Source organism: Citrobacter sp. EC_71, from assembly GCF_019584005.1.
In the GTDB taxonomy this organism is placed as follows: domain Bacteria; phylum Pseudomonadota; class Gammaproteobacteria; order Enterobacterales; family Enterobacteriaceae; genus Citrobacter; species Citrobacter werkmanii.
In genome coordinates, this window is the sequence record NZ_VDAY01000028.1 from 15,335 (window position 1) to 38,956 (window position 23,622).

The 23,622-nt window shown below is 50.6% G+C and carries 38 protein-coding genes; 12 read left to right on the forward strand and 26 right to left on the reverse strand.

Annotation, left to right across the window (positions count from 1 at the left end; genetic code table 11):
* The 23 genes from rplO to FHD02_RS21740 form a co-directional block, all read right to left on the reverse strand.
* The gene (gene rplO, locus FHD02_RS21630; RefSeq protein WP_042002878.1) at positions 1–435 is read right to left on the reverse strand and encodes a 50S ribosomal protein L15; all 435 of its coding nucleotides are present in this window, start codon (positions 433–435) and stop codon (positions 1–3) included.
* Between the two features lie 3 nt (positions 436–438).
* Positions 439–618: a 50S ribosomal protein L30 gene (gene rpmD, locus FHD02_RS21635; RefSeq protein WP_001140434.1), complete on the reverse strand. Its 180-nt coding sequence runs from the start codon at positions 616–618 to the stop codon at positions 439–441.
* A 3-nt stretch (positions 619–621) separates the two neighbouring features.
* Positions 622–1,125 (reverse strand): 30S ribosomal protein S5, encoded by a 504-nt coding sequence (rpsE, locus tag FHD02_RS21640; RefSeq protein ID WP_003031131.1) that lies wholly within the window; start codon positions 1,123–1,125, stop codon positions 622–624.
* Between the two features lie 14 nt (positions 1,126–1,139).
* A complete protein-coding gene (gene rplR / locus FHD02_RS21645) occupies positions 1,140–1,493 on the reverse strand; it encodes a 50S ribosomal protein L18 (RefSeq protein WP_000358956.1) in 354 nt (117 codons plus the stop codon).
* 9 nt (positions 1,494–1,502) lie between these two features.
* On the reverse strand, positions 1,503–2,036 hold the full coding sequence (gene rplF, locus FHD02_RS21650) for a 50S ribosomal protein L6 (RefSeq protein ID WP_137361344.1): 534 nt from the start codon (positions 2,034–2,036) through the stop codon (positions 1,503–1,505).
* Positions 2,037–2,048: 12 nt separating this feature from the next.
* On the reverse strand, positions 2,049–2,441 hold the full coding sequence (rpsH, locus tag FHD02_RS21655) for a 30S ribosomal protein S8 (RefSeq protein ID WP_003031127.1): 393 nt from the start codon (positions 2,439–2,441) through the stop codon (positions 2,049–2,051).
* A gap of 30 nt (positions 2,442–2,471) precedes the next feature.
* A complete protein-coding gene (rpsN, locus tag FHD02_RS21660) occupies positions 2,472–2,777 on the reverse strand; it encodes a 30S ribosomal protein S14 (RefSeq protein WP_003031125.1) in 306 nt (101 codons plus the stop codon).
* 14 nt (positions 2,778–2,791) lie between these two features.
* Positions 2,792–3,331: a 50S ribosomal protein L5 gene (rplE, locus tag FHD02_RS21665; RefSeq protein ID WP_003031123.1), complete on the reverse strand. Its 540-nt coding sequence runs from the start codon at positions 3,329–3,331 to the stop codon at positions 2,792–2,794.
* A 14-nt stretch (positions 3,332–3,345) separates the two neighbouring features.
* Positions 3,346–3,660 (reverse strand): 50S ribosomal protein L24, encoded by a 315-nt coding sequence (gene rplX, locus FHD02_RS21670; RefSeq protein ID WP_004106345.1) that lies wholly within the window; start codon positions 3,658–3,660, stop codon positions 3,346–3,348.
* A 10-nt stretch (positions 3,661–3,670) separates the two neighbouring features.
* The gene (gene rplN / locus FHD02_RS21675; protein ID WP_000613954.1) at positions 3,671–4,042 is read right to left on the reverse strand and encodes a 50S ribosomal protein L14; all 372 of its coding nucleotides are present in this window, start codon (positions 4,040–4,042) and stop codon (positions 3,671–3,673) included.
* A 163-nt stretch (positions 4,043–4,205) separates the two neighbouring features.
* Positions 4,206–4,460 carry a 30S ribosomal protein S17 gene (gene rpsQ, locus FHD02_RS21680; RefSeq protein ID WP_003031120.1) on the reverse strand — a complete coding sequence of 85 codons (255 nt, stop codon included), beginning with the start codon at positions 4,458–4,460 and terminating at the stop codon, positions 4,206–4,208.
* On the reverse strand, positions 4,460–4,651 hold the full coding sequence (gene rpmC, locus FHD02_RS21685; RefSeq protein ID WP_000644742.1) for a 50S ribosomal protein L29: 192 nt from the start codon (positions 4,649–4,651) through the stop codon (positions 4,460–4,462). The genes rpsQ and rpmC overlap by 1 nt, the downstream gene beginning before the upstream one ends.
* Positions 4,651–5,061: a 50S ribosomal protein L16 gene (gene rplP, locus FHD02_RS21690; RefSeq protein WP_000941208.1), complete on the reverse strand. Its 411-nt coding sequence runs from the start codon at positions 5,059–5,061 to the stop codon at positions 4,651–4,653. The genes rpmC and rplP overlap by 1 nt, the downstream gene beginning before the upstream one ends.
* Before the next feature lie 12 nt (positions 5,062–5,073).
* Positions 5,074–5,775, reverse strand: coding sequence for a 30S ribosomal protein S3 (gene rpsC, locus FHD02_RS21695; RefSeq protein WP_000529945.1), 702 nt, complete (start codon positions 5,773–5,775; stop codon positions 5,074–5,076).
* Positions 5,776–5,792: 17 nt separating this feature from the next.
* Positions 5,793–6,125 carry a 50S ribosomal protein L22 gene (gene rplV / locus FHD02_RS21700; RefSeq protein ID WP_000448832.1) on the reverse strand — a complete coding sequence of 111 codons (333 nt, stop codon included), beginning with the start codon at positions 6,123–6,125 and terminating at the stop codon, positions 5,793–5,795.
* 14 nt (positions 6,126–6,139) lie between these two features.
* Complete coding sequence (gene rpsS / locus FHD02_RS21705; RefSeq protein ID WP_001138115.1) at positions 6,140–6,418, reverse strand: 30S ribosomal protein S19; 279 nt, start codon at positions 6,416–6,418, stop codon at positions 6,140–6,142.
* Between the two features lie 16 nt (positions 6,419–6,434).
* Positions 6,435–7,256 carry a 50S ribosomal protein L2 gene (rplB, locus tag FHD02_RS21710; RefSeq protein WP_042312092.1) on the reverse strand — a complete coding sequence of 274 codons (822 nt, stop codon included), beginning with the start codon at positions 7,254–7,256 and terminating at the stop codon, positions 6,435–6,437.
* A gap of 17 nt (positions 7,257–7,273) precedes the next feature.
* Entirely contained in the window at positions 7,274–7,576 is a 303-nt protein-coding gene (rplW, locus tag FHD02_RS21715; RefSeq protein WP_000617546.1) for a 50S ribosomal protein L23, read from the reverse strand.
* Positions 7,573–8,178 carry a 50S ribosomal protein L4 gene (gene rplD / locus FHD02_RS21720; protein ID WP_000424395.1) on the reverse strand — a complete coding sequence of 202 codons (606 nt, stop codon included), beginning with the start codon at positions 8,176–8,178 and terminating at the stop codon, positions 7,573–7,575. The genes rplW and rplD overlap by 4 nt, the downstream gene beginning before the upstream one ends.
* Before the next feature lie 10 nt (positions 8,179–8,188).
* Positions 8,189–8,818 (reverse strand): 50S ribosomal protein L3, encoded by a 630-nt coding sequence (gene rplC, locus FHD02_RS21725; protein WP_003031117.1) that lies wholly within the window; start codon positions 8,816–8,818, stop codon positions 8,189–8,191.
* Between the two features lie 32 nt (positions 8,819–8,850).
* Positions 8,851–9,162: a 30S ribosomal protein S10 gene (gene rpsJ, locus FHD02_RS21730; protein WP_001181005.1), complete on the reverse strand. Its 312-nt coding sequence runs from the start codon at positions 9,160–9,162 to the stop codon at positions 8,851–8,853.
* Positions 9,163–9,407: 245 nt separating this feature from the next.
* Positions 9,408–9,632: a hypothetical protein gene (locus FHD02_RS21735; RefSeq protein ID WP_137361345.1), complete on the reverse strand. Its 225-nt coding sequence runs from the start codon at positions 9,630–9,632 to the stop codon at positions 9,408–9,410.
* A gap of 176 nt (positions 9,633–9,808) precedes the next feature.
* Positions 9,809–11,281 carry a peptidoglycan-binding domain-containing protein gene (locus FHD02_RS21740; RefSeq protein ID WP_137361346.1) on the reverse strand — a complete coding sequence of 491 codons (1,473 nt, stop codon included), beginning with the start codon at positions 11,279–11,281 and terminating at the stop codon, positions 9,809–9,811.
* 160 nt (positions 11,282–11,441) lie between these two features.
* Between FHD02_RS21740 and gspC the strand changes: the two genes are divergently transcribed.
* Genes gspC through FHD02_RS24695 form a run of 12 tightly spaced genes read left to right on the forward strand, consistent with a single transcriptional unit; the run spans position 11,442 to position 22,108 of the window.
* Positions 11,442–12,248, forward strand: a complete 807-nt coding sequence (gene gspC / locus FHD02_RS21745) for a type II secretion system protein GspC (RefSeq protein WP_170972941.1) — start codon at positions 11,442–11,444, stop codon at positions 12,246–12,248.
* Positions 12,249–14,189, forward strand: a complete 1,941-nt coding sequence (gene gspD / locus FHD02_RS21750) for a type II secretion system secretin GspD (RefSeq protein WP_137371355.1) — start codon at positions 12,249–12,251, stop codon at positions 14,187–14,189.
* Entirely contained in the window at positions 14,186–15,661 is a 1,476-nt protein-coding gene (gene gspE / locus FHD02_RS21755) for a type II secretion system ATPase GspE (RefSeq protein WP_137361349.1), read from the forward strand. Before gspD ends, gspE begins: the two co-directional genes overlap by 4 nt.
* Positions 15,658–16,857, forward strand: a complete 1,200-nt coding sequence (gene gspF, locus FHD02_RS21760; RefSeq protein ID WP_137361350.1) for a type II secretion system inner membrane protein GspF — start codon at positions 15,658–15,660, stop codon at positions 16,855–16,857. Before gspE ends, gspF begins: the two co-directional genes overlap by 4 nt.
* 9 nt (positions 16,858–16,866) lie before the next feature.
* Positions 16,867–17,310: a type II secretion system major pseudopilin GspG gene (gene gspG / locus FHD02_RS21765; RefSeq protein WP_137361351.1), complete on the forward strand. Its 444-nt coding sequence runs from the start codon at positions 16,867–16,869 to the stop codon at positions 17,308–17,310.
* Positions 17,311–17,312: 2 nt separating this feature from the next.
* Entirely contained in the window at positions 17,313–17,813 is a 501-nt protein-coding gene (gspH, locus tag FHD02_RS21770) for a type II secretion system minor pseudopilin GspH (RefSeq protein ID WP_137361352.1), read from the forward strand.
* Complete coding sequence (gspI, locus tag FHD02_RS21775; RefSeq protein ID WP_137361353.1) at positions 17,810–18,178, forward strand: type II secretion system minor pseudopilin GspI; 369 nt, start codon at positions 17,810–17,812, stop codon at positions 18,176–18,178. Before gspH ends, gspI begins: the two co-directional genes overlap by 4 nt.
* Entirely contained in the window at positions 18,175–18,756 is a 582-nt protein-coding gene (locus FHD02_RS21780) for a type II secretion system protein J (RefSeq protein WP_220394307.1), read from the forward strand. The genes gspI and FHD02_RS21780 overlap by 4 nt, the downstream gene beginning before the upstream one ends.
* On the forward strand, positions 18,753–19,718 hold the full coding sequence (gene gspK, locus FHD02_RS21785; protein WP_220394308.1) for a type II secretion system minor pseudopilin GspK: 966 nt from the start codon (positions 18,753–18,755) through the stop codon (positions 19,716–19,718). The genes FHD02_RS21780 and gspK overlap by 4 nt, the downstream gene beginning before the upstream one ends.
* Before the next feature lie 12 nt (positions 19,719–19,730).
* A complete protein-coding gene (gene gspL, locus FHD02_RS21790; RefSeq protein WP_220394309.1) occupies positions 19,731–20,855 on the forward strand; it encodes a type II secretion system protein GspL in 1,125 nt (374 codons plus the stop codon).
* Positions 20,848–21,336, forward strand: a complete 489-nt coding sequence (gspM, locus tag FHD02_RS21795) for a type II secretion system protein GspM (RefSeq protein ID WP_170972942.1) — start codon at positions 20,848–20,850, stop codon at positions 21,334–21,336. Before gspL ends, gspM begins: the two co-directional genes overlap by 8 nt.
* The gene (locus tag FHD02_RS24695; RefSeq protein ID WP_137361357.1) at positions 21,323–22,108 is read left to right on the forward strand and encodes an A24 family peptidase; all 786 of its coding nucleotides are present in this window, start codon (positions 21,323–21,325) and stop codon (positions 22,106–22,108) included. Before gspM ends, FHD02_RS24695 begins: the two co-directional genes overlap by 14 nt.
* A gap of 35 nt (positions 22,109–22,143) precedes the next feature.
* Here the strand turns inward: FHD02_RS24695 and bfr are convergent, their stop codons facing one another.
* From bfr to FHD02_RS21815, 3 genes are all read right to left on the reverse strand, one after another.
* The gene (bfr, locus tag FHD02_RS21805) at positions 22,144–22,620 is read right to left on the reverse strand and encodes a bacterioferritin (RefSeq protein WP_137361358.1); all 477 of its coding nucleotides are present in this window, start codon (positions 22,618–22,620) and stop codon (positions 22,144–22,146) included.
* 71 nt (positions 22,621–22,691) lie between these two features.
* Positions 22,692–22,886 carry a bacterioferritin-associated ferredoxin gene (bfd, locus tag FHD02_RS21810; RefSeq protein WP_006687360.1) on the reverse strand — a complete coding sequence of 65 codons (195 nt, stop codon included), beginning with the start codon at positions 22,884–22,886 and terminating at the stop codon, positions 22,692–22,694.
* A gap of 185 nt (positions 22,887–23,071) precedes the next feature.
* Positions 23,072–23,622 (reverse strand): EF-Tu/IF-2/RF-3 family GTPase (locus FHD02_RS21815; protein WP_255597477.1); only part of this gene is annotated, 551 nt, incomplete at its 5' end.

The window sequence follows — 23,622 nt, forward strand, 5'->3', positions numbered from 1 at the left end:
TTATTCCTCGATTTTACCGCCAGCAGCTTCGATAGCAGCACGAGCGCCTTTAGTAACACGCAGGCCACGAACAGTTACCGGAGTAGTGACTTCACCAGCCAGGATCACTTTCGCGAACTCGATCTGGATACCGATAATGTTAGCTGCTTTCAGCGTGTTCAGGTCTACAATACCGCCTTCAACTTTAGCCAGGTCAGACAGACGAACTTCGGCTGTAATCGCTGCTTTACGTGAAGTGAAGCCGAATTTCGGCAGACGACGGTACAGAGGCATCTGACCACCCTCGAAACCGCGACGTACGCCACCGCCAGAACGAGACTTCTGACCTTTGTGACCACGACCACCGGTTTTACCGAGGCCAGAACCGATACCACGACCCAGGCGTTTACCCGCCTTTTTGGAGCCTTCGGCCGGAGACAGAGTATTTAAACGCATCTCTTACTCCTCAACTTTAACCATGAAGGAAACCGCGTTGACCATACCACGAACAGCAGGAGTATCCTCGCGTTCTACGGTGTGACCAATACGACGCAGACCCAGGCCAAGCAGCGTTGCCTTGTGTTTCGGCAGACGACCGATTGCACTGCGGGTTTGAGTAATTTTAATAGTCTTTGCCATGGTTTATTTCCCCAGAATTTCTTCAACGGATTTACCACGCTTGGCAGCGACCATTTCCGGAGATTTCATATTTTCCAGACCGTCGATAGTTGCACGAACCACGTTAATCGGGTTGGTGGAACCATACGCTTTAGCCAGAACGTTACGAACTCCAGCGACTTCCAGAACGGCGCGCATTGCACCACCGGCGATGATACCGGTACCTTCGGAAGCCGGCTGCATGAATACACGAGAACCCGTGTGAGTACCCTTAACCGGGTGCTGCAGGGTGCCGTGGTTCAGCGCGACGTTAATCATATTGCGACGGGCTTTTTCCATCGCTTTCTGGATCGCTGCTGGAACTTCACGCGCTTTACCGTAACCAAAACCAACGCGACCGTTACCATCGCCAACTACAGTCAGAGCTGTGAAGGAGAAAATACGACCACCTTTAACGGTTTTAGATACGCGGTTTACCGCGATCAGCTTTTCCTGCAGTTCGCCAGCTTGTTTTTCGATGTGAGCCATCTTACACCTCTACCTTAGAACTGAAGGCCAGCTTCACGGGCAGCATCTGCCAGTGCCTGGACACGACCATGATATTGGAACCCGGAACGGTCAAAGGACACATCTTTGATGCCTTTTTCCAGAGCGCGTTCGGCGACAGCTTTACCCACAGCTGCTGCAGCGTCTTTGTTACCGGTGTACTTCAGTTGTTCAGCGATAGCTTTTTCTACAGTAGAAGCAGCTACCAGAACTTCAGAACCGTTCGGTGCAATTACCTGTGCGTAAATATGACGCGGGGTACGATGTACCACCAGGCGAGTTGCGCCCAGCTCTTTGAGCTTGCGGCGTGCGCGGGTCGCACGACGGATACGAGCAGATTTCTTATCCATAGTGTTACCTTACTTCTTCTTAGCCTCTTTGGTACGCACGACTTCGTCGGCGTAACGAACACCCTTGCCTTTGTAAGGCTCAGGACGACGGTAGGCGCGCAGATCTGCCGCAACCTGACCGATCAGCTGTTTATCAGCGCCTTTCAGCACGATTTCAGTCTGAGTCGGACATTCTGCAGTGATACCTGCCGGCAGCTGATGATCAACTGGATGAGAGAAACCTAAAGCCAGGTTTACTACATTCCCTTTGACCGCTGCACGATAACCTACACCAACCAGCTGCAGCTTCTTAGTGAAGCCTTCGGTAACACCGACAACCATTGCATTCAGCAGGGCACGCGCGGTACCAGCCTGAGCCCATCCATCTGCGTAACCATCACGCGGACCGAAGGTCAGTGCATTATCTGCATGATTTACTGCAACAGCATCGTTGAGAGTACGAGTCAGCTCGCCGTTTTTACCTTTGATCGTAATAACCTGACCGTCGATTTTTACATCAACGCCGGCAGGAATAACGACCGGTGCTTTAGCAACACGAGACATTTTTTCCTCCGATTAGGCTACGTAGCAGATAATTTCGCCACCAAGACCAGCCTGGCGCGCTGCACGATCAGTCATAACACCTTTAGAGGTAGAAACAACTGCGATACCCATGCCAGCCATAACTTTCGGCAGCTCGTCTTTACGCTTATAAATGCGCAGACCTGGGCGACTGACACGCTGAATGCTTTCTACAACAGCTTTACCCTGGAAATACTTAAGAGTAAGTTCCAGTTCCGGCTTGGTGTCGCCTTCAACTTTAAAATCTTCAATAAAACCTTCTTCCTTCAGCACGTTGGCAATTGCCACTTTCAGCTTGGAGGAAGGCATGGTGACCGCAGCTTTATTCGCGGCCTGACCGTTACGGATACGGGTCAGCATATCCGCGATCGGATCTTGCATGCTCATCTGTCTTTACTCCCGTGATTCAATTGGTAATTACCAGCTAGCCTTTTTCAAGCCTGGTACTTCACCGCGCATTGCGGCTTCACGCAGTTTGATACGGCTCAACCCGAACTTGCCCACATAGCCATGCGGACGACCTGTTTGACGGCAGCGGTTACGCTGACGGGACGGGCTGGAATCACGCGGCAGAGACTGCAGCTTCAGAACTGCGTTCCAACGATCTTCGTCGGTCGCGTTCACATCAGAGATAATAGCTTTCAGTTCAGCGCGTTTTGCGAAGTACTTATCAGCTAAAGCTACGCGCTTTACTTCGCGTGCTTTCATTGATTGCTTAGCCATTCAGTAACCCTACCTTACTTGCGGAACGGGAAGTCAAAGGCAGCCAGCAGAGCACGGCCTTCTTCGTCAGATTTCGCAGTAGTGGTAATGGTAATATCCAAACCACGCACGCGGTCGACTTTATCGTAGTCGATTTCTGGGAAGATGATCTGCTCACGGACACCCATGCTGTAGTTACCACGGCCATCGAATGACTTAGCGGACAGGCCACGGAAGTCACGGATACGTGGAACAGCAATAGTGATCAGACGCTCAAAGAACTCCCACATGCGTTCGCCACGCAGAGTTACTTTACAGCCGATCGGATAGCCCTGACGGATTTTGAAGCCTGCAACTGATTTGCGTGCTTTGGTGATCAGCGGTTTTTGACCGGAGATTGCTGTCAGGTCAGCTGCTGCGTTATCCAGCAGTTTCTTGTCAGCGATCGCTTCACCAACACCCATGTTCAGGGTGATCTTCTCGACCCGAGGGACTTGCATGACAGAATTGTAGTTAAACTCAGTCATGAGTTTAGCGACTACTTCGTCTTTGTAGTAATCATGCAGTTTCGCCATCGTACTACTCCAAATTACTTGATAGTTTCGCTGTTAGATTTGAAGAAACGGACTTTTTTGCCGTCTTCGAATCTAAAGCCTACACGGTCAGCCTTGCCGGTTGCCGCGTTGAAGATTGCAACGTTAGAAACCTGAATAGCAGCTTCTTTTTCAACGATGCCGCCTGGTTGGTTCAGAGCCGGAACCGGCTTCTGGTGTTTCTTAACCAGGTTGATACCTTCAACAATGAGCTTGCCGGAAGACAAGACATTCTTAACTTTACCGCGTTTACCTTTATCTTTACCGGTTAACACGATAACTTCGTCATCACGACGGATCTTCGCTGCCATGATTCGCTCCTTAGAGTACTTCTGGTGCCAGAGAGATAATTTTCATGAACTTCTCGTTACGAAGTTCACGAGTTACCGGCCCAAAAATACGCGTACCGATAGGTTGCTCGCTGTTATTGTTTAAAATAACGCATGCATTACCATCGAAGCGAATGACAGAACCGTCCGGGCGACGAACACCCTTCTTGGTGCGCACCACTACCGCCTTCAGCACATCACCTTTTTTGACCTTACCACGCGGAATTGCTTCCTTGATGGTGATCTTGATGATATCGCCGACGCCTGCGTAGCGACGGTGCGAGCCACCCAGAACCTTGATACACATTACGCGACGTGCACCGGAGTTGTCGGCGACGTTCAGCATAGTCTGTTCTTGGATCATTTTAGTGCTCCGCTAATGTCAACTACTACTGAGACCCGAAAATCAGGTCGTTAAAAAAGCCCCATATCGGGGGCGCGGCATTATAACACCGCTCAAACGATATGGGTAGAAAAAATAAACGGCTCATCGCTGAGCCGTTTATTCGTTGAGAATGCCTACTGTATTACAGAACGGCTTTCTCTACAACGCGAACCAGCGTCCAGGACTTAGTCTTGGACAGCGGACGGCATTCGCGGATTTCAACCACGTCACCAGTACCGCATTCGTTGTTCTCGTCATGTACGTGCAGTTTGGTCGTACGCTTAATGAATTTACCGTAGATCGGGTGTTTCACAAAACGTTCGATAGCAACAACGATGGATTTCTCCATTTTATCGCTAACAACGCGACCTTGCAGAGTACGGATTTTATCGGTCATTACGCACCCGCCTTCTCAGTCAGTAAAGTCTTAACGCGTGCGACATCACGACGCACTTGCTTCAACAGGTGAGACTGTTGCAGCTGGCCACTTGCAGCCTGCATACGCAGGTTGAACTGCTCACGCAGCAGATTCAGCAGCTCGGTGTTCAGCTCTTCAACACTCTTCTCACGCAGCTCTTTTGCTTTCATTACATCACCGTCTTAGTTACAAAGGTGGTTTTAATCGGCAGTTTCGCTGCTGCCAGCTTGAATGCTTCACGGGCCAGCTCTTCCGGTACGCCGTCCATTTCATACAGGACTTTACCCGGCTGAATCAAGGCAACCCAATACTCTACGTTACCTTTACCTTTACCCATACGCACTGCCAGCGGCTTTTCAGTGATCGGTTTGTCCGGGAATACACGGATCCAGATCTTACCTTGACGCTTAACTGCACGGGTCATAGCACGACGTGCTGCTTCGATCTGACGGGCAGTCAGACGACCACGGCCAACAGCTTTCAGACCGAAGCTGCCGAAGCTAACATCCGCGCCAGCAGCCAGACCGCGGTTACGGCCTTTGTGCATTTTACGGAATTTTGTACGCTTTGGTTGTAACATCAGCGACGCTCCTTATTTACGGCCTTTACGCTGCTGCTTTTTAGGTTGCGCAGCCGGTTTTTCCGGTTGTTCAACAGCAGCCATACCACCCAGGATCTCGCCTTTGAAGATCCACACTTTAACGCCGATTACACCGTAAGTGGTGTGCGCTTCAGAGGTGTTGTAGTCGATGTCAGCACGCAGAGTGTGCAGCGGTACGCGACCTTCGCGGTACCATTCGGTACGTGCGATTTCCGCGCCGCCCAGACGGCCGCTAACTTCAACTTTAATACCTTTAGCGCCCAGACGCATTGCGTTCTGTACAGCACGCTTCATAGCACGACGGAACATAACGCGACGTTCCAGCTGAGAAGTGATGCTGTCAGCAACCAATTTTGCGTCCAGTTCAGGCTTACGCACTTCGGCGATATTGATCTGGGCAGGAACGCCAGCAATATCAGCTACGACTTTGCGCAGTTTTTCTACGTCTTCGCCTTTCTTACCGATAACGATACCCGGGCGAGCGGTGTGAATGGTCACACGGATGCTCTTAGCCGGACGCTCGATAACGATACGAGATACAGACGCTTTAGCCAGTTCCTTAGTCAGGTACTGACGTACTTTAAAATCGCTGTCCAGGTTGTCAGCGAATTCTTTGGTGTTCGCAAACCAGGTTGAGTTCCATGGTTTTACAATACCCAGGCGAATACCATTAGGATGTACTTTCTGACCCATTGCTAGTCTCCAGAGTCTCAGCGATCGGACACAACCACAGTAATGTGGCTGGTGCGCTTCAGGATGCGATCTGCACGACCTTTTGCACGCGGCATAATGCGCTTCATGCTCGGGCCTTCGTCTACGAAAATTTTCGTAACTTTCAGATCGTCAATGTCAGCGCCATCGTTGTGTTCAGCGTTAGCAATGGCAGATTCCAGGACTTTCTTAACCAATACAGCCGCTTTCTTATTGGTGTAGGTCAGAATATCCAGAGCCTGCGACACTTTCTTACCGCGAATCAGGTCTGCAACAAGGCGAACCTTCTGAGCAGAAGAACGAGCATGGCGATGTTGAGCTAAAGTTTCCATCTCTTCCTCCTACCTTATTTCTTCTTCGCTTTTTTATCAGCAGCGTGGCCGCGATAAGTACGAGTCGGTGCGAATTCACCCAGTTTGTGGCCGACCATTTCGTCGGAAACAAATACCGGAACGTGCTGACGACCATTATGGACAGCGATGGTCAAACCGATCATGTTAGGAAAGATCGTTGAACGACGGGACCAAGTGCGCAGGGGCTTCTTGTCTCCGCTTTCCACCGCTTTCTCTACCTTCTTCAGCAAGTGCAGGTCAATAAAAGGACCTTTCTTGAGAGAACGTGGCATGGCTTATCCTCTAAAATTATTTGCTACGGCGACGTACGATGAATTTATCAGTACGCTTGTTGCTGCGGGTCTTCTTACCTTTGGTCTGAACGCCCCACGGAGTTACCGGGTGCTTACCAAAGTTACGACCTTCACCACCACCATGTGGGTGATCGACTGGGTTCATCGCAGTACCGCGAACGGTAGGACGAACACCACGCCAGCGTGCAGCACCTGCTTTACCCAGAACGCGCAGCATATGCTCAGCATTGCCAACTTCGCCCAGAGTTGCACGGCAGTCTGCTTCGACTTTACGCATTTCACCAGAACGCAGACGCAGGGTGACATAAGCACCATCACGAGCAACGATCTGAACGTAAGTACCAGCGGAACGTGCCAGCTGACCGCCTTTACCTGGTTTCATTTCTACGTTATGAACGGTAGAACCAACCGGGATATTGCGCATCGGCAGGGTGTTACCTGCTTTGATTGCAGCATCAACGCCAGACTGAATCTGGTCGCCAGCTTTCAGGCCTTTAGGGGCCAGGATGTAACGGCGTTCACCGTCTTTGTACAGAACCAGCGCGATGTTCGCGGAGCGGTTCGGATCGTACTCAAGACGTTCAACAATTGCTGGGATACCGTCTTTGTTGCGTTTGAAGTCAACAATACGATAAGCCTGCTTGTGACCACCACCGATGTGACGAGTGGTGATACGGCCATTGTTGTTACGACCACCGGATTTGCTGTTTTTTTCAACCAGCGGAGCAAAAGGTTTGCCCTTGTGCAGCTCTGGGTTGACCACTTTAACAACGTGGCGACGACCCGGAGATGTCGGTTTACATTTAACAACTGCCATTGTATTACTCCTCCGACTTACTCAGCGCCGCCGACGAAGTCCAGATTCTGGCCTTCCTTCAGGGTGACGTAAGCTTTTTTCCAGTCGCTACGACGACCGATACGCTGTCCGTGACGTTTAACTTTCCCTTTAACTACCAGGGTGTTAACGACTTCGACTTCGACTTCAAACAGTTTCTGCACAGCAGCTTTGATTTCTGCTTTGGTCGCGTCTTTAGCAACTTTGAGAACGATGGTGTTAGTTTTTTCCATCGCAGTAGACGCTTTCTCAGAAACGTGCGGTGCGCGAAGCACCTTCAGCAGACGTTCTTCACGAATCATGCCAGCATCTCCTCAACTTGCTTAACAGCATCAGCAGTCATTACGACTTTGTCGAAGGCGATCAGGCTAACCGGGTCGATACCAGTTGCATCGCGTACGTCAACCTTGTGCAGGTTGCGCGCAGCCAGGAACAGGTTTTCGTCCAGCTCACCGGTGATGATCAGCACATCTTCCAGAGCCATGTCTTTCAGTTTCTGTGCCAGCAGCTTAGTTTTAGGCGCTTCAACAGAGAACTTCTCGACAACGATCAGACGATCCTGACGTACCAGTTCGGACAGAATGCTTTTCAGCGCGCCGCGGTACATCTTCTTGTTAACTTTTTGACTGTGGTCCTGCGGGCGAGCAGCGAAGGTTACGCCACCTGAACGCCAGATCGGGCTCTTGATAGAACCTGAACGCGCACGGCCGGTACCTTTCTGGCGCCACGGCTTTTTGCCTGAACCAGTTACTTCAGCACGAGTCTTCTGAGCACGAGTACCCTGACGAGCACCAGCTGCATAAGCAACAACAACCTGGTGAACCAGCGCTTCGTTGAAATCACGACCGAAGGTAGTTTCGGAAACAGTCAGCGCGCTCTGCGCGTCTTTCAATACTAATTCCATTGCTATCCCCTTACGCCTTCACAGCTGGTTTAACGATCAGGTCGCAACCGGTCGCACCCGGAACACCACCTTTAACCAGCAGCAGGTTGCGCTCAGCGTCAACACGTACTACGTCCAGGCTCTGAACGGTTACACGTTCGTTGCCCAGCTGACCTGCCATTTTCTTGCCTTTGAACACTTTGCCCGGAGTCTGGTTCTGACCGATAGAACCCGGAACGCGGTGAGACAAGGAGTTACCGTGAGTAGCGTCCTGGGTACGGAAGTTCCAGCGCTTAACGGTACCAGCGAAACCTTTACCTTTAGAGGTACCGGTTACGTCAACTTTTTTAACGTCAGCAAACAGTTCAACGCTAATGTTCTGACCAACGGTGTATTCTTCACCATCTGCCAGACGGAACTCCCACAGGCCGCGGCCAGCTTCTACGCCAGCTTTAGCAAAGTGGCCAGCTTCCGGCTTAGTTACACGGTTAGCTTTTTTAGCACCGGTGGTAACCTGAACAGCGCGGTAGCCGTCGTTAGCCAGATCTTTAACCTGAGTAACGCGGTTTGCTTCAACTTCGATAACGGTTACTGGGATAGAGACGCCATCTTCAGTGAAGATGCGGGTCATACCCACTTTTTTACCGACTAAACCAATCATTGTATCAACCTCTCAATCGCTCGATGACCTGATTAACCCAGGCTGATCTGCACGTCTACACCGGCAGCCAGGTCCAGACGCATCAGAGCATCAACGGTTTTTTCAGTTGGCTCAACGATGTCAACCAGACGCTTGTGAGTACGGATCTCGTACTGATCACGCGCGTCTTTGTTAACGTGCGGAGAGATCAGAACGGTGAAACGCTCTTTGCGGGTCGGCAGCGGGATCGGACCACGAACCTGCGCACCAGTGCGCTTGGCAGTCTCGACGATTTCCGCGGTTGATTGATCGATCAGACGATGATCAAACGCTTTCAAACGGATACGGATTCTTTGGTTCTGCATGAGACCAGAGCTCCAATTATTTTATAAACGAAATAGTTACTCCTCAAACCCATTACGATTGATGGGAGAGTGTAACCGTTCTTACAGAGTTCCCCGATTGGGAACATTGTCTGGTATTGCTTTCGCAGTACCGGTGGCTCATATCGAACCGCTGTCAATATTAGACAAGCCCGCGCATTATACGCATTCAGTGGAGCATTGCAAGCGAACTGTGTTGATAATAACCAGATCGCTTCTGCGAATGCTTATTGTGCTATTTCAGCCATTGCCTGCTTTACCCGTGCCTTTAAATCGGCATGATCCGTGGCGTCTTCAGGTGCTGGATTTTGCATGTCAACTACGCTCTCCTCATGGGCCTCGTTCTGCTCATCAGTCTCTTCTTCTGTTTCGACTACCGCCGGAAGAGGGGTTTTCTTATAAAGATAATGTTCTTGCGAAAGCACATAATTAGGGTTAGCTAATTCCGCCATCTGAACTGGTGCCCGTTGGGATTGGAAATAACTCCCCATAGCCACCCAGAACGCAGCAAAGAGAAACCAGCTGCAACTACACAGTCCATACCCTCCAACGACGCGGGCAAAGCGCCACCAGCAGCGAGGTTCACATACTGCGGATAGTTGTTGACCCCGGCAATATAACTGAAACATTAATGCCCTTCTCCTTCCACAATAAGTTTGGGGCTTTCATCCAACGCCTGCCATAGTTTAATAAGCGAAAGTTGTCCAGCGATACCATCTGCAGTCAGCCCATTTTGTACCTGAAACTCACGAATTTTCTCCACCAACAATGCCGACCATTCTCCCGATTCATCGGCTTCAACGTTAAGTACTCGGCTAAGCATGGCATCCAGCCAGATAATATCTTCGACACTACTTTTTTTCGTAATCGTGGTTTTCCCTTCCGGCGTCATTTTCCTCATAATTGTATAATTGCCATTCCAAACCGTAGAGAACCACGCCAGCCTGAGATGCCAGGTCCTTTTTCCTGCCAGGGCGATCACATTTTCACCGCTGAAACCGATGACGACCACGGGGATCTTTTTATCTGCCACCTGCAGTTGAGCAATCCAGGGTAGTCCCTGATTTTGCAATTGATCCAACGTAGTCACACCAGATTCGCACATTAAATCGCCTCGCCATGCCTGATCGCACCATGCTTCCTTTTTATCGGTTTCATAACCCCAAACCTCGAACAGTAATTGGGTGGCGTCATTGACTGTCATTATTTTATCGCCAAGATCCACGGGCGTTGGGAGGAGCCCGGTCCTGTCAGCAAAAATATTACGCGGCAATTCCGGCAATAAAGGGGATAACAGCGCCCCGTTTTTCCATCCTGCAAACCAACATGTTCCGGCAATAAGAATAAGTGCAGATGCGGTGAGAACTCGCCGGCGAGGCGTCGGCAAGCAACGTAGCACCCATTTGCGCTGTTTTCGGCTGAATCGGGTAACGTCGATATCTTCTGCCTGTAGCGCCTGACGAATACACCATCCTGCCCGTGCCAGTAATCGCAGTTCTCCGCGAGTACTCCGCATAATTCTGCGTATAAAATGGGATGGAAGCAGATTAACCGCAGTGAGATCAATACCAGCATGGTGGGCAATCACCTGTCGGGCTTCTTCAATGCCGGGAGCGGGAATCGTCAACCATGATGGATGTCCAAGGTGTAATTTTCGTCGTTGTCGGGAGGTAAACATCCCTACAGTGAGAATATGCACCCCCGGTATTTGTGCTTTACCTTGCTGGATGAACTCCGCAAGCCCGTGTTTTATCCCGTGCGCATTTTCAAGAATAATCAGCAAGGATTCAGGGGGATTCGTTATTACCGTCGAACATAGCTCGGACCAGAGTGATGTCACAGGGAAAATACATCCAACCAAATTATTGTTTGGCTGATTATCATAAACAAGCGTCCAATCCCACCGATAGCCATTCGTGTTGATGGGGTTTAGAATAATTGTCCGCCCTGGGAATCGTTCAGCAATACCGTAAGCCAACACGGTTTTCCCGGATGATTTATCCCCATGTAGCACAACCCATCGTTCACGCTGCAATTCGTCAATTATATAACGAATAAGAATATATTCTCTTTCTGTATGAATATAAGCAAAATCATCCATGATTTATCATGCTCGTCTAAATGAATAATGTCATTATTCCTAAGTTAACCACACAAAATACAAACAACTTGTCATCGTGTTGCGGCGATCATATTATTCATTCCATTAGCAAATAAAACAATTACATTCGAATATTCTAACCATATTTAATCCGATGCTTATGTTAACACCTAAATATTTTCTGAAAAACGTGCTAGCAGGCCGTATTGTATATATTATCGTTATATTCATTAGTATTATTATCTCTTTTTGTTTTATTTACTCTATCTATATTAATTGGAACAAAAATAAAAACTATGTATATAAAATAAAAGCAGATAATCCACAACGTCAGGAATTGCCGCCCCTGAAGTTATCTGCTCAACCATTGGGTGCCACAACGCGGCCAGCCCGTCGTCAGCATACTGTCGACGCGTTGTCAGGTATCAAGTTAAGCGGAATTATTTTCAGCACCAATAAATCTGCCTCCCGTGCGATTGTCAAAGAGGGAGGACAGCAAACCAGCTATACGCTTAACCAGCCCCTCAACTCCTCTCCTGACTCGCGTATTACCGCTATCGATAAAAATCAGGTGACGTTTGACCATCAGGGACAGGAAGTCCGGCTGACGCTCCTCGAGGAATTACCCTCTTCGAGGCCGCAGGACAAAAAAGAGGACGTCCGTACCCACCAGCAGTTTGCGTTGGCGGACTTTATCGCAACCAGCGCCGTTCAGGAAAAAAACTCACTACGCGGATTGCGTCTTTTACCCCGTGATAAAACACATTCATTCACCGGAACCGAACTGCTGCCCGGTGACATTGCCGTGCGTATTAATAACCTCTCATTAACGCAGCAAGCCGATCTTAATCAGGCGCAGGAAGCGCTGAGTCGTCTGCAAATGGCGCAGTTCACCGTGGTGCGCAACTCGCTTCCCCGTTTAGTTAATGTTTCAGTAAATCAGTTCAAGGATGTTAAGGAAAATTAAATGAATGGACTCTTCCCCCGTTGCCGTCTGGCCGGGGTTTTAATAATCCTGCTACTGGCAACCGCCAGCGCGCCGGCAATGCCAGCTGATTATACCGCCAACTTTAACGGCGCGGATATTAAGACATTTGTTGATATTGTTGGGCAGAATATCGGTAAAACAATTCTCCTTGCCCCTGATGTCAGCGCGACCATCTCGGTCAGAAGCACTGACTCTTTCACCGAAGAGGAATACTACCAGTTTTTCCTTAGCGTGCTTGATTTGTATGGTTTTTCCCTCGTTACACTTGACAACGGCATTCTTAAAGTCGTGCGTTCTGACAAAATTAAAATGGCGCCGGGTCGACTCTCCAGCGACACCCACCCCGGCAAGGGCGACGAACTGGTAACCCGTGTCGTCTCGCTCAATAACGTGCCGGCTCGTGCATTGGCCCCGCTGTTGCGCCAGATGCTTGACGGCGGCAATATTGGCAACGTCGTCCACTACGAAGCCTCTAACGTATTGATTCTTACCGGGAAAGCGTCTACCGTCAATCGTCTGATTGAGGTGGCAAAGCGTGTGGACACGATGGGTGCTGAAAAAGACCAGATCATTTCGCTCAAATATGCTTCTGCCGTCGATCTCGCCGAAGTGCTCACTGAACTGTCGCGTGAAAGCGGTAAAGATGCAAAACCCACCACGTTGCAAACACGAATTGTCGCTGACAAGCGCAGCAATGCTCTGATTGTGAGTGGTTCGGATCGAGCCCGTGCAAAAATCACGCAGCTCGCTTCGCGTCTCGATACGCAGGAGCAGGGACAGGGTAATACGCGCGTCTGGTATCTGAAATATGCCAAAGCAGACAAGCTAGTTGAAGTCCTGACGGGAGTTTCGCAGAAACTAAAAGATGAGAGCGGGTCTGCAACAAAATCGGGGGGCAACACCTCCAGCAGCAGTAATAACGATATATCTATCAGCGCAGACGAACAGACCAATTCGCTGGTCATCACCGCCAACCAAAGCCAACTCCAGCAACTGGCTCCAGTAATTGAAAAACTGGATATTCGTCGCGCTCAAGTACTGGTCGAAGCCATTATTGTCGAAGTCCAGGATGGCAAAGGTTTGAATCTTGGCGTGCAATGGGCCAATAAAAACGTCGGCGCAACCCAGTTTACCAATACCGGCCTGCCAATCTTCAACGCCGCACAGGGCGTCAGGGAGTTTAAAAAGCAGGGAGGCATCACCAGTGATAACCCAGCCTACGATCTGTTCAGCGAATTTAATGGTCTTGCAGCGGGTTTCTTCAGCGGTGACTGGGGCGTGCTGCTGACGGCAATCAGTTCAGACAGTAAAAACGACATCTTATCCACCCCCAGTATTGTCACACTTGATAATAAAGAAGCGTCGTTTAACGTCGGCCAGGATGTGCCAGTGCTATCCGGTTCCCAAACCACCTCCGGTGATAATATTTACAGTACCGTTGAACGTAAAACCGTGGGAACCAAGCTAAAGGTTACGCCGCAAATTAACGAGGGAGACTCGGTATTGATGGAGATTGAACAGGAGGTATCGAGCGTTGATTCCTCAGCAAACTCGTCTGATCTCGGGCCAACCTTCAATACCCGCACCATCCAGAACGCGGTGCTGGTGAAAAGTGGCGAAACGGTCGTGCTGGGGGGATTAATGGACGACTCCAGCAAAGAAACGATCGAAAAAGTTCCGTTACTCGGCGATATTCCATTGGTCGGGCAACTGTTTCGCTACACCGATAATGAAAAAAGCAAACGTAATCTGATGGTCTTTATTCGCCCAACGATCATTCGGGATGACGATGTATACCATTCCTTATCGCAGGAAAAATATACACGTTTCAAGACGATGCAAAAAGAACGCGCAGAGAAGAGCAGTAAGCTACTGATCGGCGTTGATAACATTGATTCGCTGGATAACTCATCAAAATGAAACAGCGAATCTGGCTAAAAGCGCAACAACGCGGCGTAGCGATCCACAACGGCGAAGTCATCTACGCTGACAACACGCCGCTTGATAATTTGCTTGATGCCGCGATATTAACGACAGCGGACTGTACCTTCCGTCGTCTTTCCCCACAACAATTTGATGAACAGCTGGAGCTTATCTTCCAGCAAGATAGCGGCACGGCACAACTGATTGCCGAAGGGATGAATAATGCCGACGATCTCAACGCGCTTTCAGAAGAGATACCGACCAACGAAGATCTGCTCAACGAGCAGTCCGATGCGCCGGTTATTCGCTTGATCAACGCGGTATTAAACGAGGCTATCAAAGAACACGCCTCAGATATCCATATTGAGATCTTCGAAAAAACGATGAGCATTCGTTTTCGCGTGGATGGTGTACTGCATCCCGTCGTGCAGCCGAACAAGAAGCTGGCCACGCTGCTGATCTCTCGCATTAAGATAATGGCCAGGCTGGATATCGCTGAAAAACGCCTCCCGCAGGATGGCCGTATAACCTTAAAAATTGGCAATCGCAACGTTGATGTTCGCGTCTCGACTCTGCCTTCACAGCACGGGGAGCGGGTAGTGCTGCGTCTGCTGGATAAGAGCAGTTTGCGCCTGTCGATCGATAAACTTGATATGTCACTCGATGACGCGCAGGCGCTTAAGCAACTTATCACCCTGCCGCACGGCATTATTCTGGTCACCGGGCCAACGGGCTCCGGTAAAAGCACCACGCTCTATGCCATTCTGTCAGCGCTTAATCATCCTGAGCGCAATATTCTGACTGTTGAAGACCCCATTGAATACGAGCTGGAAGGCATCGGCCAGACCCAAGTCAACAGCCGCGTGGATATGTCGTTTGCCCGCGGACTGCGTGCTATTTTACGCCAGGATCCGGACGTTGTGATGGTCGGGGAGATCCGCGACGCTGAAACTGCCCAAATTGCAGTACAGGCGTCATTAACCGGTCACCTCGTACTCTCCACGCTACACACCAACAGCGCCAGCGGTGCAATCACACGTCTGCGCGATATGGGCATTGAATCTTTCCTGCTGTCTTCCTCGCTGGTCGGCGTCATCGCCCAGCGTCTGGTCAGACGCCTGTGCAGTGAATGTAAATCTCCCCGCCTAATGATCCCGCAGGAACAGCAGCTGTTGGATACGCACGGTATATCCGCACCTCATCTGTGGCAAGCCAACGGCTGTCCAGCCTGCCGACAGAGTGGTTATCAGGGACGTCTGGCGATACATGAAATACTGACTATCAGCCCGAAAATTCGCGCCGCCATTCATGGTGAGTTCAATGAACAACGTCTGGAACAGCTACAGGATCAACGGCACAGAAATCTGCTGACTAATGGCCTGCGCGTTGCCGTAGAGGGGCTTACGTCACTGGAGGAAATTCTGCGGGTCACCGCAGAAAGGGAGCAGCCACTGGAGGCTGAACAATGAAATTCACCTGGCAAGCAACCGATCTGCAAGGAAAGCCTGCTAAAGGCGTCGTTGAAGCCAATAGCGAACGTGAAGTGGTGACGTTCTTACGTACTCAAGGGCTGCTGCCGCTCGTCATCAGCCCCCAGCAAAAGTCGTTCTCAATCCCTCTTTTTGGCCCCCGACTCAGCCACAGCGACTTAACCCTCTTCACCCGCCAACTGGCGACGCTGATTTCGGCGGCTTTACCGCTGGATGAGGCCCTGGCGATCATTCAGCAACAAAAAGAAAACAAAAACCTGTCTGCTATCATTAATGAACTGCGTCAGGCGGTCCTCGAGGGGCAATCGCTATCCAGCGCAATGCAGAATCATCCTCATTTATTTGATTCCGTATTCTGCACCCTGGTTAAGGCTGGAGAAACCGTCGGACAGCTGGGTGCCGTTCTGGAGCGATTAGCTGATTTTAATGACACCCGCCAGCGAATGCGCAGCAAACTGACGCAAGCGCTGATTTATCCAACACTACTGACCACCGTCGCGATCCTCGTTGTCACTATTCTGCTGACCACCGTAGTACCCAAAGTGACGGCGCAGTTCATCCATCTCAAGCATGAATTACCGCTGACAACGCGCATTCTATTGGCCATCAGTCACTTCCTGTCCACCTTTGGTCCGGGAATTTTGCTCCTCATCGTGGCGTTATTCATCATGTTTTCATACTGGCTACGGCGTAAGGGAAACCGCCTACGTTTTCATCGCTTCCTGATGACGTTTACGTTTACCGCCTCTCTGGTCTGCGCGATTAACAGCACCCGCTATTTGCGCGCCCTGAGCATACTGAACAACAGCGGCGTACCGCTTTTACAGGGGATGACGCTCTCCGCGGAGGGCGTCAGTAACCTCGCTATCCGCCAAAGGCTCAGCGAAGCAGCGGAGAGCGTACGCCAGGGTAACAGTATTCACCGCTCGTTAGCGCAAACCGCCATTTTTCCGACCATGATGCTGTACATGATCGCATCAGGTGAAAAAAGCGGCGAACTAGGCGAGTTGATGCAGCGAGCCACGGACAATCAGGAAAACCATTTGCAAAACCGGATTGCCCTGGCGCTGGCGATTTTTGAACCCTCTCTGATTGTCATCATGGCCATGATTGTCCTCTTTATCGTGGTGTCAGTTATGCAACCTATTCTGCAACTCAATACATTAATGAACTAAGGAAGGTCTATGGAAAAGCCAATAAACAATAAACAGCGTGGCTTTACGCTGATGGAACTAATGGTGGTCATTGTGATTCTCGGTGTTCTGGCAAGCCTGGTGGTACCGAACCTGATGGGCAATAAAGATCGCGCCGATCGCCAGAAAGCCGTTACCGATATCGTCGCGCTTGAGAATGCGCTGGATATGTACAAACTGGACAACCATCGGTATCCCACGACTGAACAGGGAATGGAAGCCTTAGTCACCGCTCCAACGCTGACGCCGTTGGCTGAAAACTACAGTACGGATGGCTATATTCGCCGACTCCCGAACGACCCATGGGGTAATGACTACATACTGATTAGCCCTGGCGAGCATGGCGCTGTCGATATCACCTCTGCTGGCCCGGACGGCGAAGCTGGCACGGCGGATGATATCAATAACTGGGATAACGATAAAAAATCACGCTGAAAATGAAACAGCAGCAGGGATTCACATTGCTGGAAGTTTTGCTGGTGATCGTCATCATCGCCATGATGGCGGCAGGCGTGATCGCTTCGCAAAACTCACGCCTGAGCGCCACGGGAAGGCTCTCTCAACAGGCTGAGGCGTTCCGTCAGCAAGTTGAGTATGCCGCCGACTGGGCGCTACTGGAAAAATCCGCTATTGGTCTGAGAATAACGCGTGAGGGCTGGTCCTTCTGGCAGTTAAAAAAAACGTCCACTGGTGGCAAGACATGGCAAGAGGTGACGCACCATGAGGCGTTACGGCTGGCGGGCGACTGGCAAAGCTCGCGTCAGCCAACAATCACTCCACCGCCAGAGGGTAACTTGCCTCAACTCGTTATCACTCCCGATGGCGAGATAACGCCTTTTACGCTGAGCTTCAGGGATGAAGACAATGTCAGACTTATCGACATACAAAGCACTGGCAGCCTACCTTTAACCATCGCGCTTAGTGGAAAGAAAAAATGAACGCTAAGCAAAGCGGCATGCTGCTGCTGGAAGTTTTATTAGCCATGACGATATTCGCCACCGCGATATTGGCACTCATAACAAGCATGCAGTGGCAGCTTACGGCCATTCAGACTATGCAACAAGAAACGCTGGCGTTATGGAGCGCGGATAATACGCTCATTAATGCTCGTGGAAGTCAGTTGAGCACGGACAAAGGGACCGATCGACAAAATGCGCTCAGCCTTAGCTGGCAAATGACCGCCACGACGTCCGACGTCTCGCAAATACAGCAGCAACAGGTTGTCGTGACCCAACCGGATGGCCGGACCTCATCCCTTTCAGGATGGTCTCCAGTAGAGCAGGAAAAGGAGAGTAGTAAATGAGGCGGGCTCAGTGCGGGTTTACTCTGCTGGAAGTGATGCTCGCCATCGTGATTCTTTCAACCCTGAGTTTTCTGGCCGCCAGCGTTTTTTCCCAGGCAATGGAAGAGTATCAACGGGCACAAAACCTGACGCAAAAATTCAATGCGTTACAACGAACGGACCTGCTACTTGGCAATGATTTAATGCAACTGGTACCCAGAATAAATCGCCAGACCAACCAGGTCTTTCAGTCTGAAACTGACGGTATGATCTTCAGCACGCAGTCGCTGGGCATCGACGCAGCGACACGGCCGCAATCCAGGCTGATTACCGTCCACTGGTATCTGCAGGATGGGGTTTTATTCCGCGCGGTCCGCACCGCGTCGGACAGCAAAGAAGAACGAGCGCCGAGGCCAATGCTGGAAGGTGTTACCCACTTCACGGCCAGAATACAGAATTCAGAGGATGGCAGCATCCCTGCGCAAGCAAGAGTAATACTTGAGTTCAAGTCCAGCGAACAAGTACGTCGTGATTACGTTTTGCCGGACTGGTTCCCTACGCGTCAGCAGGCCAGCGAAACCGCCGGAGCGGCAAAATGAAAAATGAACGCGGTTCGGCATTACTGATCACATTATTAATCCTGGCGCTAATGGCCGCGCTGGCGGCCGAATTAACCATCAGCTTCCAGACGCAGTTGCAAAGAAGCCGTCGGGTCAACGCCAGCCTGCAGGCAAAATTCGCCCTGCTTTATGCAGAAGCGCAGGCTGCTGCTAGCCTGCAATCCGAGTTGCTCACCCCAGGAAAGGGGTCGTATGGAAGTACTGAGCTGAGTGAAGAGGCGACGGTTTTCTGGCGATCGGAAGACCAGCAACATTGCTTTAATCTTAACGCGCTGGTCAATACACCGACGGAACCGCTCGCCACATTGCCCTATGACATCCAGGTGTTCTCCGCGTTACTGGAAAAAATCAACGTCGAAGGCGCACAGGCGGAAGAGATTATCCAGTCGTTGGCGGATTACATCGACGACGATAGTACCAAACGCTTGCGCGGCGCGGAGGATGAATACTATCAGCGAGCTAAAGATAAAGGTCTCGCCGCCAATCAGCTATTGCTGAGCGCCAGCGAGGCGCGGCAGGTACACGGCATAACGGAGACAATTTTCCAGGATCTGTCGCCGTTTATCTGTGCGCAGTTCGGCAACGTGGTCTCCATCAATATCAATGCCCTGACGGAGCAGGACGCTCCGCTGCTGTCAGCACTTTTCCTTAATGACATTAGCGACAACGACGCAAAAACGTTATTGCGTAAACGACCGACAGACGGCTGGGCGAGCGTGGACGCTTTTTTATATCAGGCGCAGCAAGACTATTCGGCGACGAAAGAATTAGTGGGTTCACTCAAAAAGCTGCTTACCGTGAGCAGCCAGTATTACCGCATTAGCGCCACGGTCCAGCAGGGCGATCTCAGCCTCGGCATGAATAGCTGGCTATTTTATAACGAGAAAAACAAAACGCTCAGGACTTACCTGCGCCAGTTAACCGCTGGCGAAGAGGAATAAAAAGGAATTTTAATGGCTTTCTCAACGTTGGTACTACACCCCATCTCAGACTCGCTGGAATGGGCAATTCATGATGAGCGCGGCTGCGGCGAAATACAGCGAATACCCGCCGGAGAGTCGCTGTCCACACTGCCACGCCAACCGGCAATTCAGCAGATCCATCTTCTTTTGCCCGTGGAGATGGCCACCTTCAGAAAGCTGGAGATCCCCTCCTCAGGATATGTGTTAACACCACAAAAGTTACAATGGCTGGCCGATGAAACGCTGGATGAATCATCGGCTACACTGCACTGGACAATTATCCAGCAGCAGGACAGCGATGTATGGGTCGCAGGCCTTGAGCAAAGCCAGCTTGAAGCTCAACTTTTACCGTTCGCGAGTGCAGGAATAAAAATCACCCACGCCATTCTGGATGCCCTGTGCCTGCCAATAACAGACGAGGGATGGACGGTACTACAAGATGAAAAGGGTTGGTTAGTACGCCCTCATGCAGGCCGCGGCTCGCGACTTAATGAACACTGGCTCACTCATCTGCTTGCCCACTACGCGCCGCAGCAATTGACCTGTTACGGCCCCCTGCCAGACTCGAATACCCGAGGTAATACCTACCCGGAGCACTCCATTCTGTCGGTATACGCCCCGGCGACAACAATAAACCTGCTACACGGTCATCTACGTTTGCCCATGGCTTCCCAACCAGGGAGCACGCACCTTAAACATCTGGCGTTGGGGTGTGCGCTGGCGCTGATGCTGATACCGCTGGTCTCACAAGTACTCCTCTACACCCAGCTACACTGGCTTGAGCAACAGCTGACGACTACTCTTGCTCAGGATTGGCGCAGCTATATTCCCGAAAACAGACATAGCGCGAATCTGCGAACGTATCTGCCAAAACAGTTGCAACATCGCTTTCCCGCCCCCGCCATTCTCCTGCAGCGACTGCAAAAAGGAATGGACAGTTTTCCGCAACTGGCGCTGAAAGGCATAAGTTACGATCAGCAACGCAACTCTCTGCAGATTTTTATGTATGCCAGCGATAAAAATCAGATTGAGCAGTTTATCACCGACAACGCAACGGGGCTGCCCTTACAGATTGAGAAGCAAGACCAGGGACTGTGGACATTACGCTATGAATAAACGTATCAGGGAGTGGCTACAACAGAAAAGCCCAACCGAACGGCGAGTCGCTATTCTGCTGTTCTTCCTCTGTATCGCCACATTTTACGGGTGCGGGTTATATCTTCCCCTCAGCCGCACCGTGGATGCCCTCCAGGCCCGCTGCGATAAGCTGCAACAGGATCTGATTTGGCTGGATAAACAGGCCAGAATCCGGGGGGTGCTACCGCAACGTTCACCCTCAAAGCCAATCGCCAATGTGATTAAAAAGGAGGCTGAACACTCGGGGCTCACCATCACGCTCGCGCAAAACCAGAGTGGCGGGCTGGACGTTACCGCTGACAGTATTAACGCTGGAGACTTTGCAGAGTGGCTGGATCGCCTGCAAAGAGTGCATCGCCTGGGCGTTGAAATTCTCGAATTTCACGCCAGTCCAGCCAGTGCCGGCAATATTACGCTGAACAAAATGACGTTAAAGGCAACCACGAATGATAAGCGCTGAAACAGGTATGCTCTTTGTGGCGATCGGCCTGATTGCCGGCAGTACGCTGGGAATGCTCACCTATCGTTTACCGTTGATGATTATGCATGAGGAAAATCCGACTAAAACGGGCGCTGCGCTGAACCTATGGTTCCCTGGGTCACATTGCTGTCATTGCCGACAACCTCTGCGCTGGTTCGACAATATTCCACTGTTGAGCTGGCTCTGGCTACGTGGAAAGTGCCGCTATTGCGGAAAAACGGTTTCAATTCGTTATCTGCTGTCAGAGCTACTTTGCGCCATTGTCGCCCCGCTGTGTTATCTGTTCCACCCTAATGATATCGGGCTGGCTCTGGCACTGTTCCTTTATTTCTGGTTTGCGCTGGCCCTGTGTATTATCGATTTACGCTATCTGCTGTTGCCCGATAAACTCACCCTGCCGCTGATATGGTGCGGGCTGGTCTTCAATGCCTGTAGCGGATTCATCGACTGTCACGATGCCATACTCGGCGCGGTCGCAGGATATACCGCACTCTGGCTGGTTAATCAAATGGTCAGGTTAGTGTGTAAAAAAGAGGGAATGGGTTATGGCGATTTCAAGCTTTTCGCGGCGATCGGTGCCTGGAGCGGCTGGCAAAGTCTGCCCTATATTTTGTACATCGCGGCCATTGCGGGCATCATTTACGGCTTGCTGGCGATGCTTCGCGCCCGACGCCGGGTCTCTATCATCCCTTTTGGACCCGCGCTAGCCCTGAGCGGATGGGGATACTTTTGCTGGATGTCCGGGTTGTAGAGACAGGAAGGACTGAACGTCCTTCCTTGAGAGGTTTAATTTTCTTCGCGGACTTGCGCCTGAAGATAGTTCTGGATCCCGAGTTTAGTGATCAGGTCCAGCTCCGTTTCGAGCCAGTCAATATGCCCTTCTTCTTCAGTCAGGATCTCAATCATCATGTCCCGGCTGACGTAGTCATGAACGCTATCAGCATAGGCAATGGCTTCACGTAAGTCTTTCGCGCCATCCAGTTCGAGCCGAAGATCGGATTGCAGCATCTCTTCAACGTCTTCACCTATGCCTAACTTGCCAAGATCCTGTAGGTTTGGGATCCCTTCCAAGAATAAAATACGCTCGATGTATTTATCGGCGTGTTTCATCTCATCTATAGATTCATGGTACTCGACATCATTGAGGCGCATCAGGCCCCAGTTTTTGAACATTCTCGCGTGGAGAAAGTATTGGTTGATTGCGACAAGCTCATTTCCCAATAGTTTATTGAGATAATTTATGATTTTAACATCACCTTTCATTTTATAGTCCCTCCGCTTCCACTCTTAGAGCGTAGATGGGGCTACCGGGATGTCAAAAAAAAGAGTGTGACTTAGGCGATCTCTTTAAATTCTGGCATTTGAGTTAATTCATCCTGCATGACTTCACGGGCAGCGCGAATGCACTTACCACATTGATTTCCCACAGGAATAAATTTACGTAATTGCTGAAAGGACTGAGGTTGAAACTGGCGAACAGCCTGACGAATTTTTTTATCACTTATCGCATTACACAAACAAACGTACATGATCGCTCCCGTTCAATTTCTGTGCAAAGTGTAAATGAGAATAGTTATGATTACAATAGCACAACGCTATTTACGCGGCGGGAGAATGAATAAAAAATGCGAACAAATATGACAGCAACTAAACAGCAAGCAGCAAAAAGGGCGCCGAAGCGCCCTTTTTAAGCTCAAAGCTAATTAATTAATAATTAGCTCATTACTTTAGCAACAACGCCCGCACCTACAGTACGGCCGCCTTCACGGATTGCGAAACGCAGACCGTCGTCCATCGCGATCGGGTGGATCAGGGTAACAACCATTTTGATGTTGTCGCCCGGCATTACCATCTCTACGCCTTCCGGCAGTTCGATGGTACCAGTCACGTCAGTAGTACGGAAGTAGAACTGCGGACGGTAGCCTTTGAAGAACGGAGTATGACGGCCGCCTTCGTCTTTGGACAGGATGTACACTTCAGATTCGAACTTGGTGTGCGGCTTGATAGAGCCCGGCTTAGCCAGTACCTGACCACGTTCGATTTCTTCACGTTTGATACCACGCAGCAGAACACCAACGTTCTCACCAGCACGGCCTTCGTCCAGCAGTTTGCGGAACATTTCAACGCCAGTACAGGTAGACTTAGCAGTCTCTTTGATACCAACGATTTCAACTTCTTCACCAACTTTGATGATACCGCGCTCTACACGACCGGTAACAACGGTACCACGACCGGAGATGGAGAATACGTCTTCGATAGGCAGCA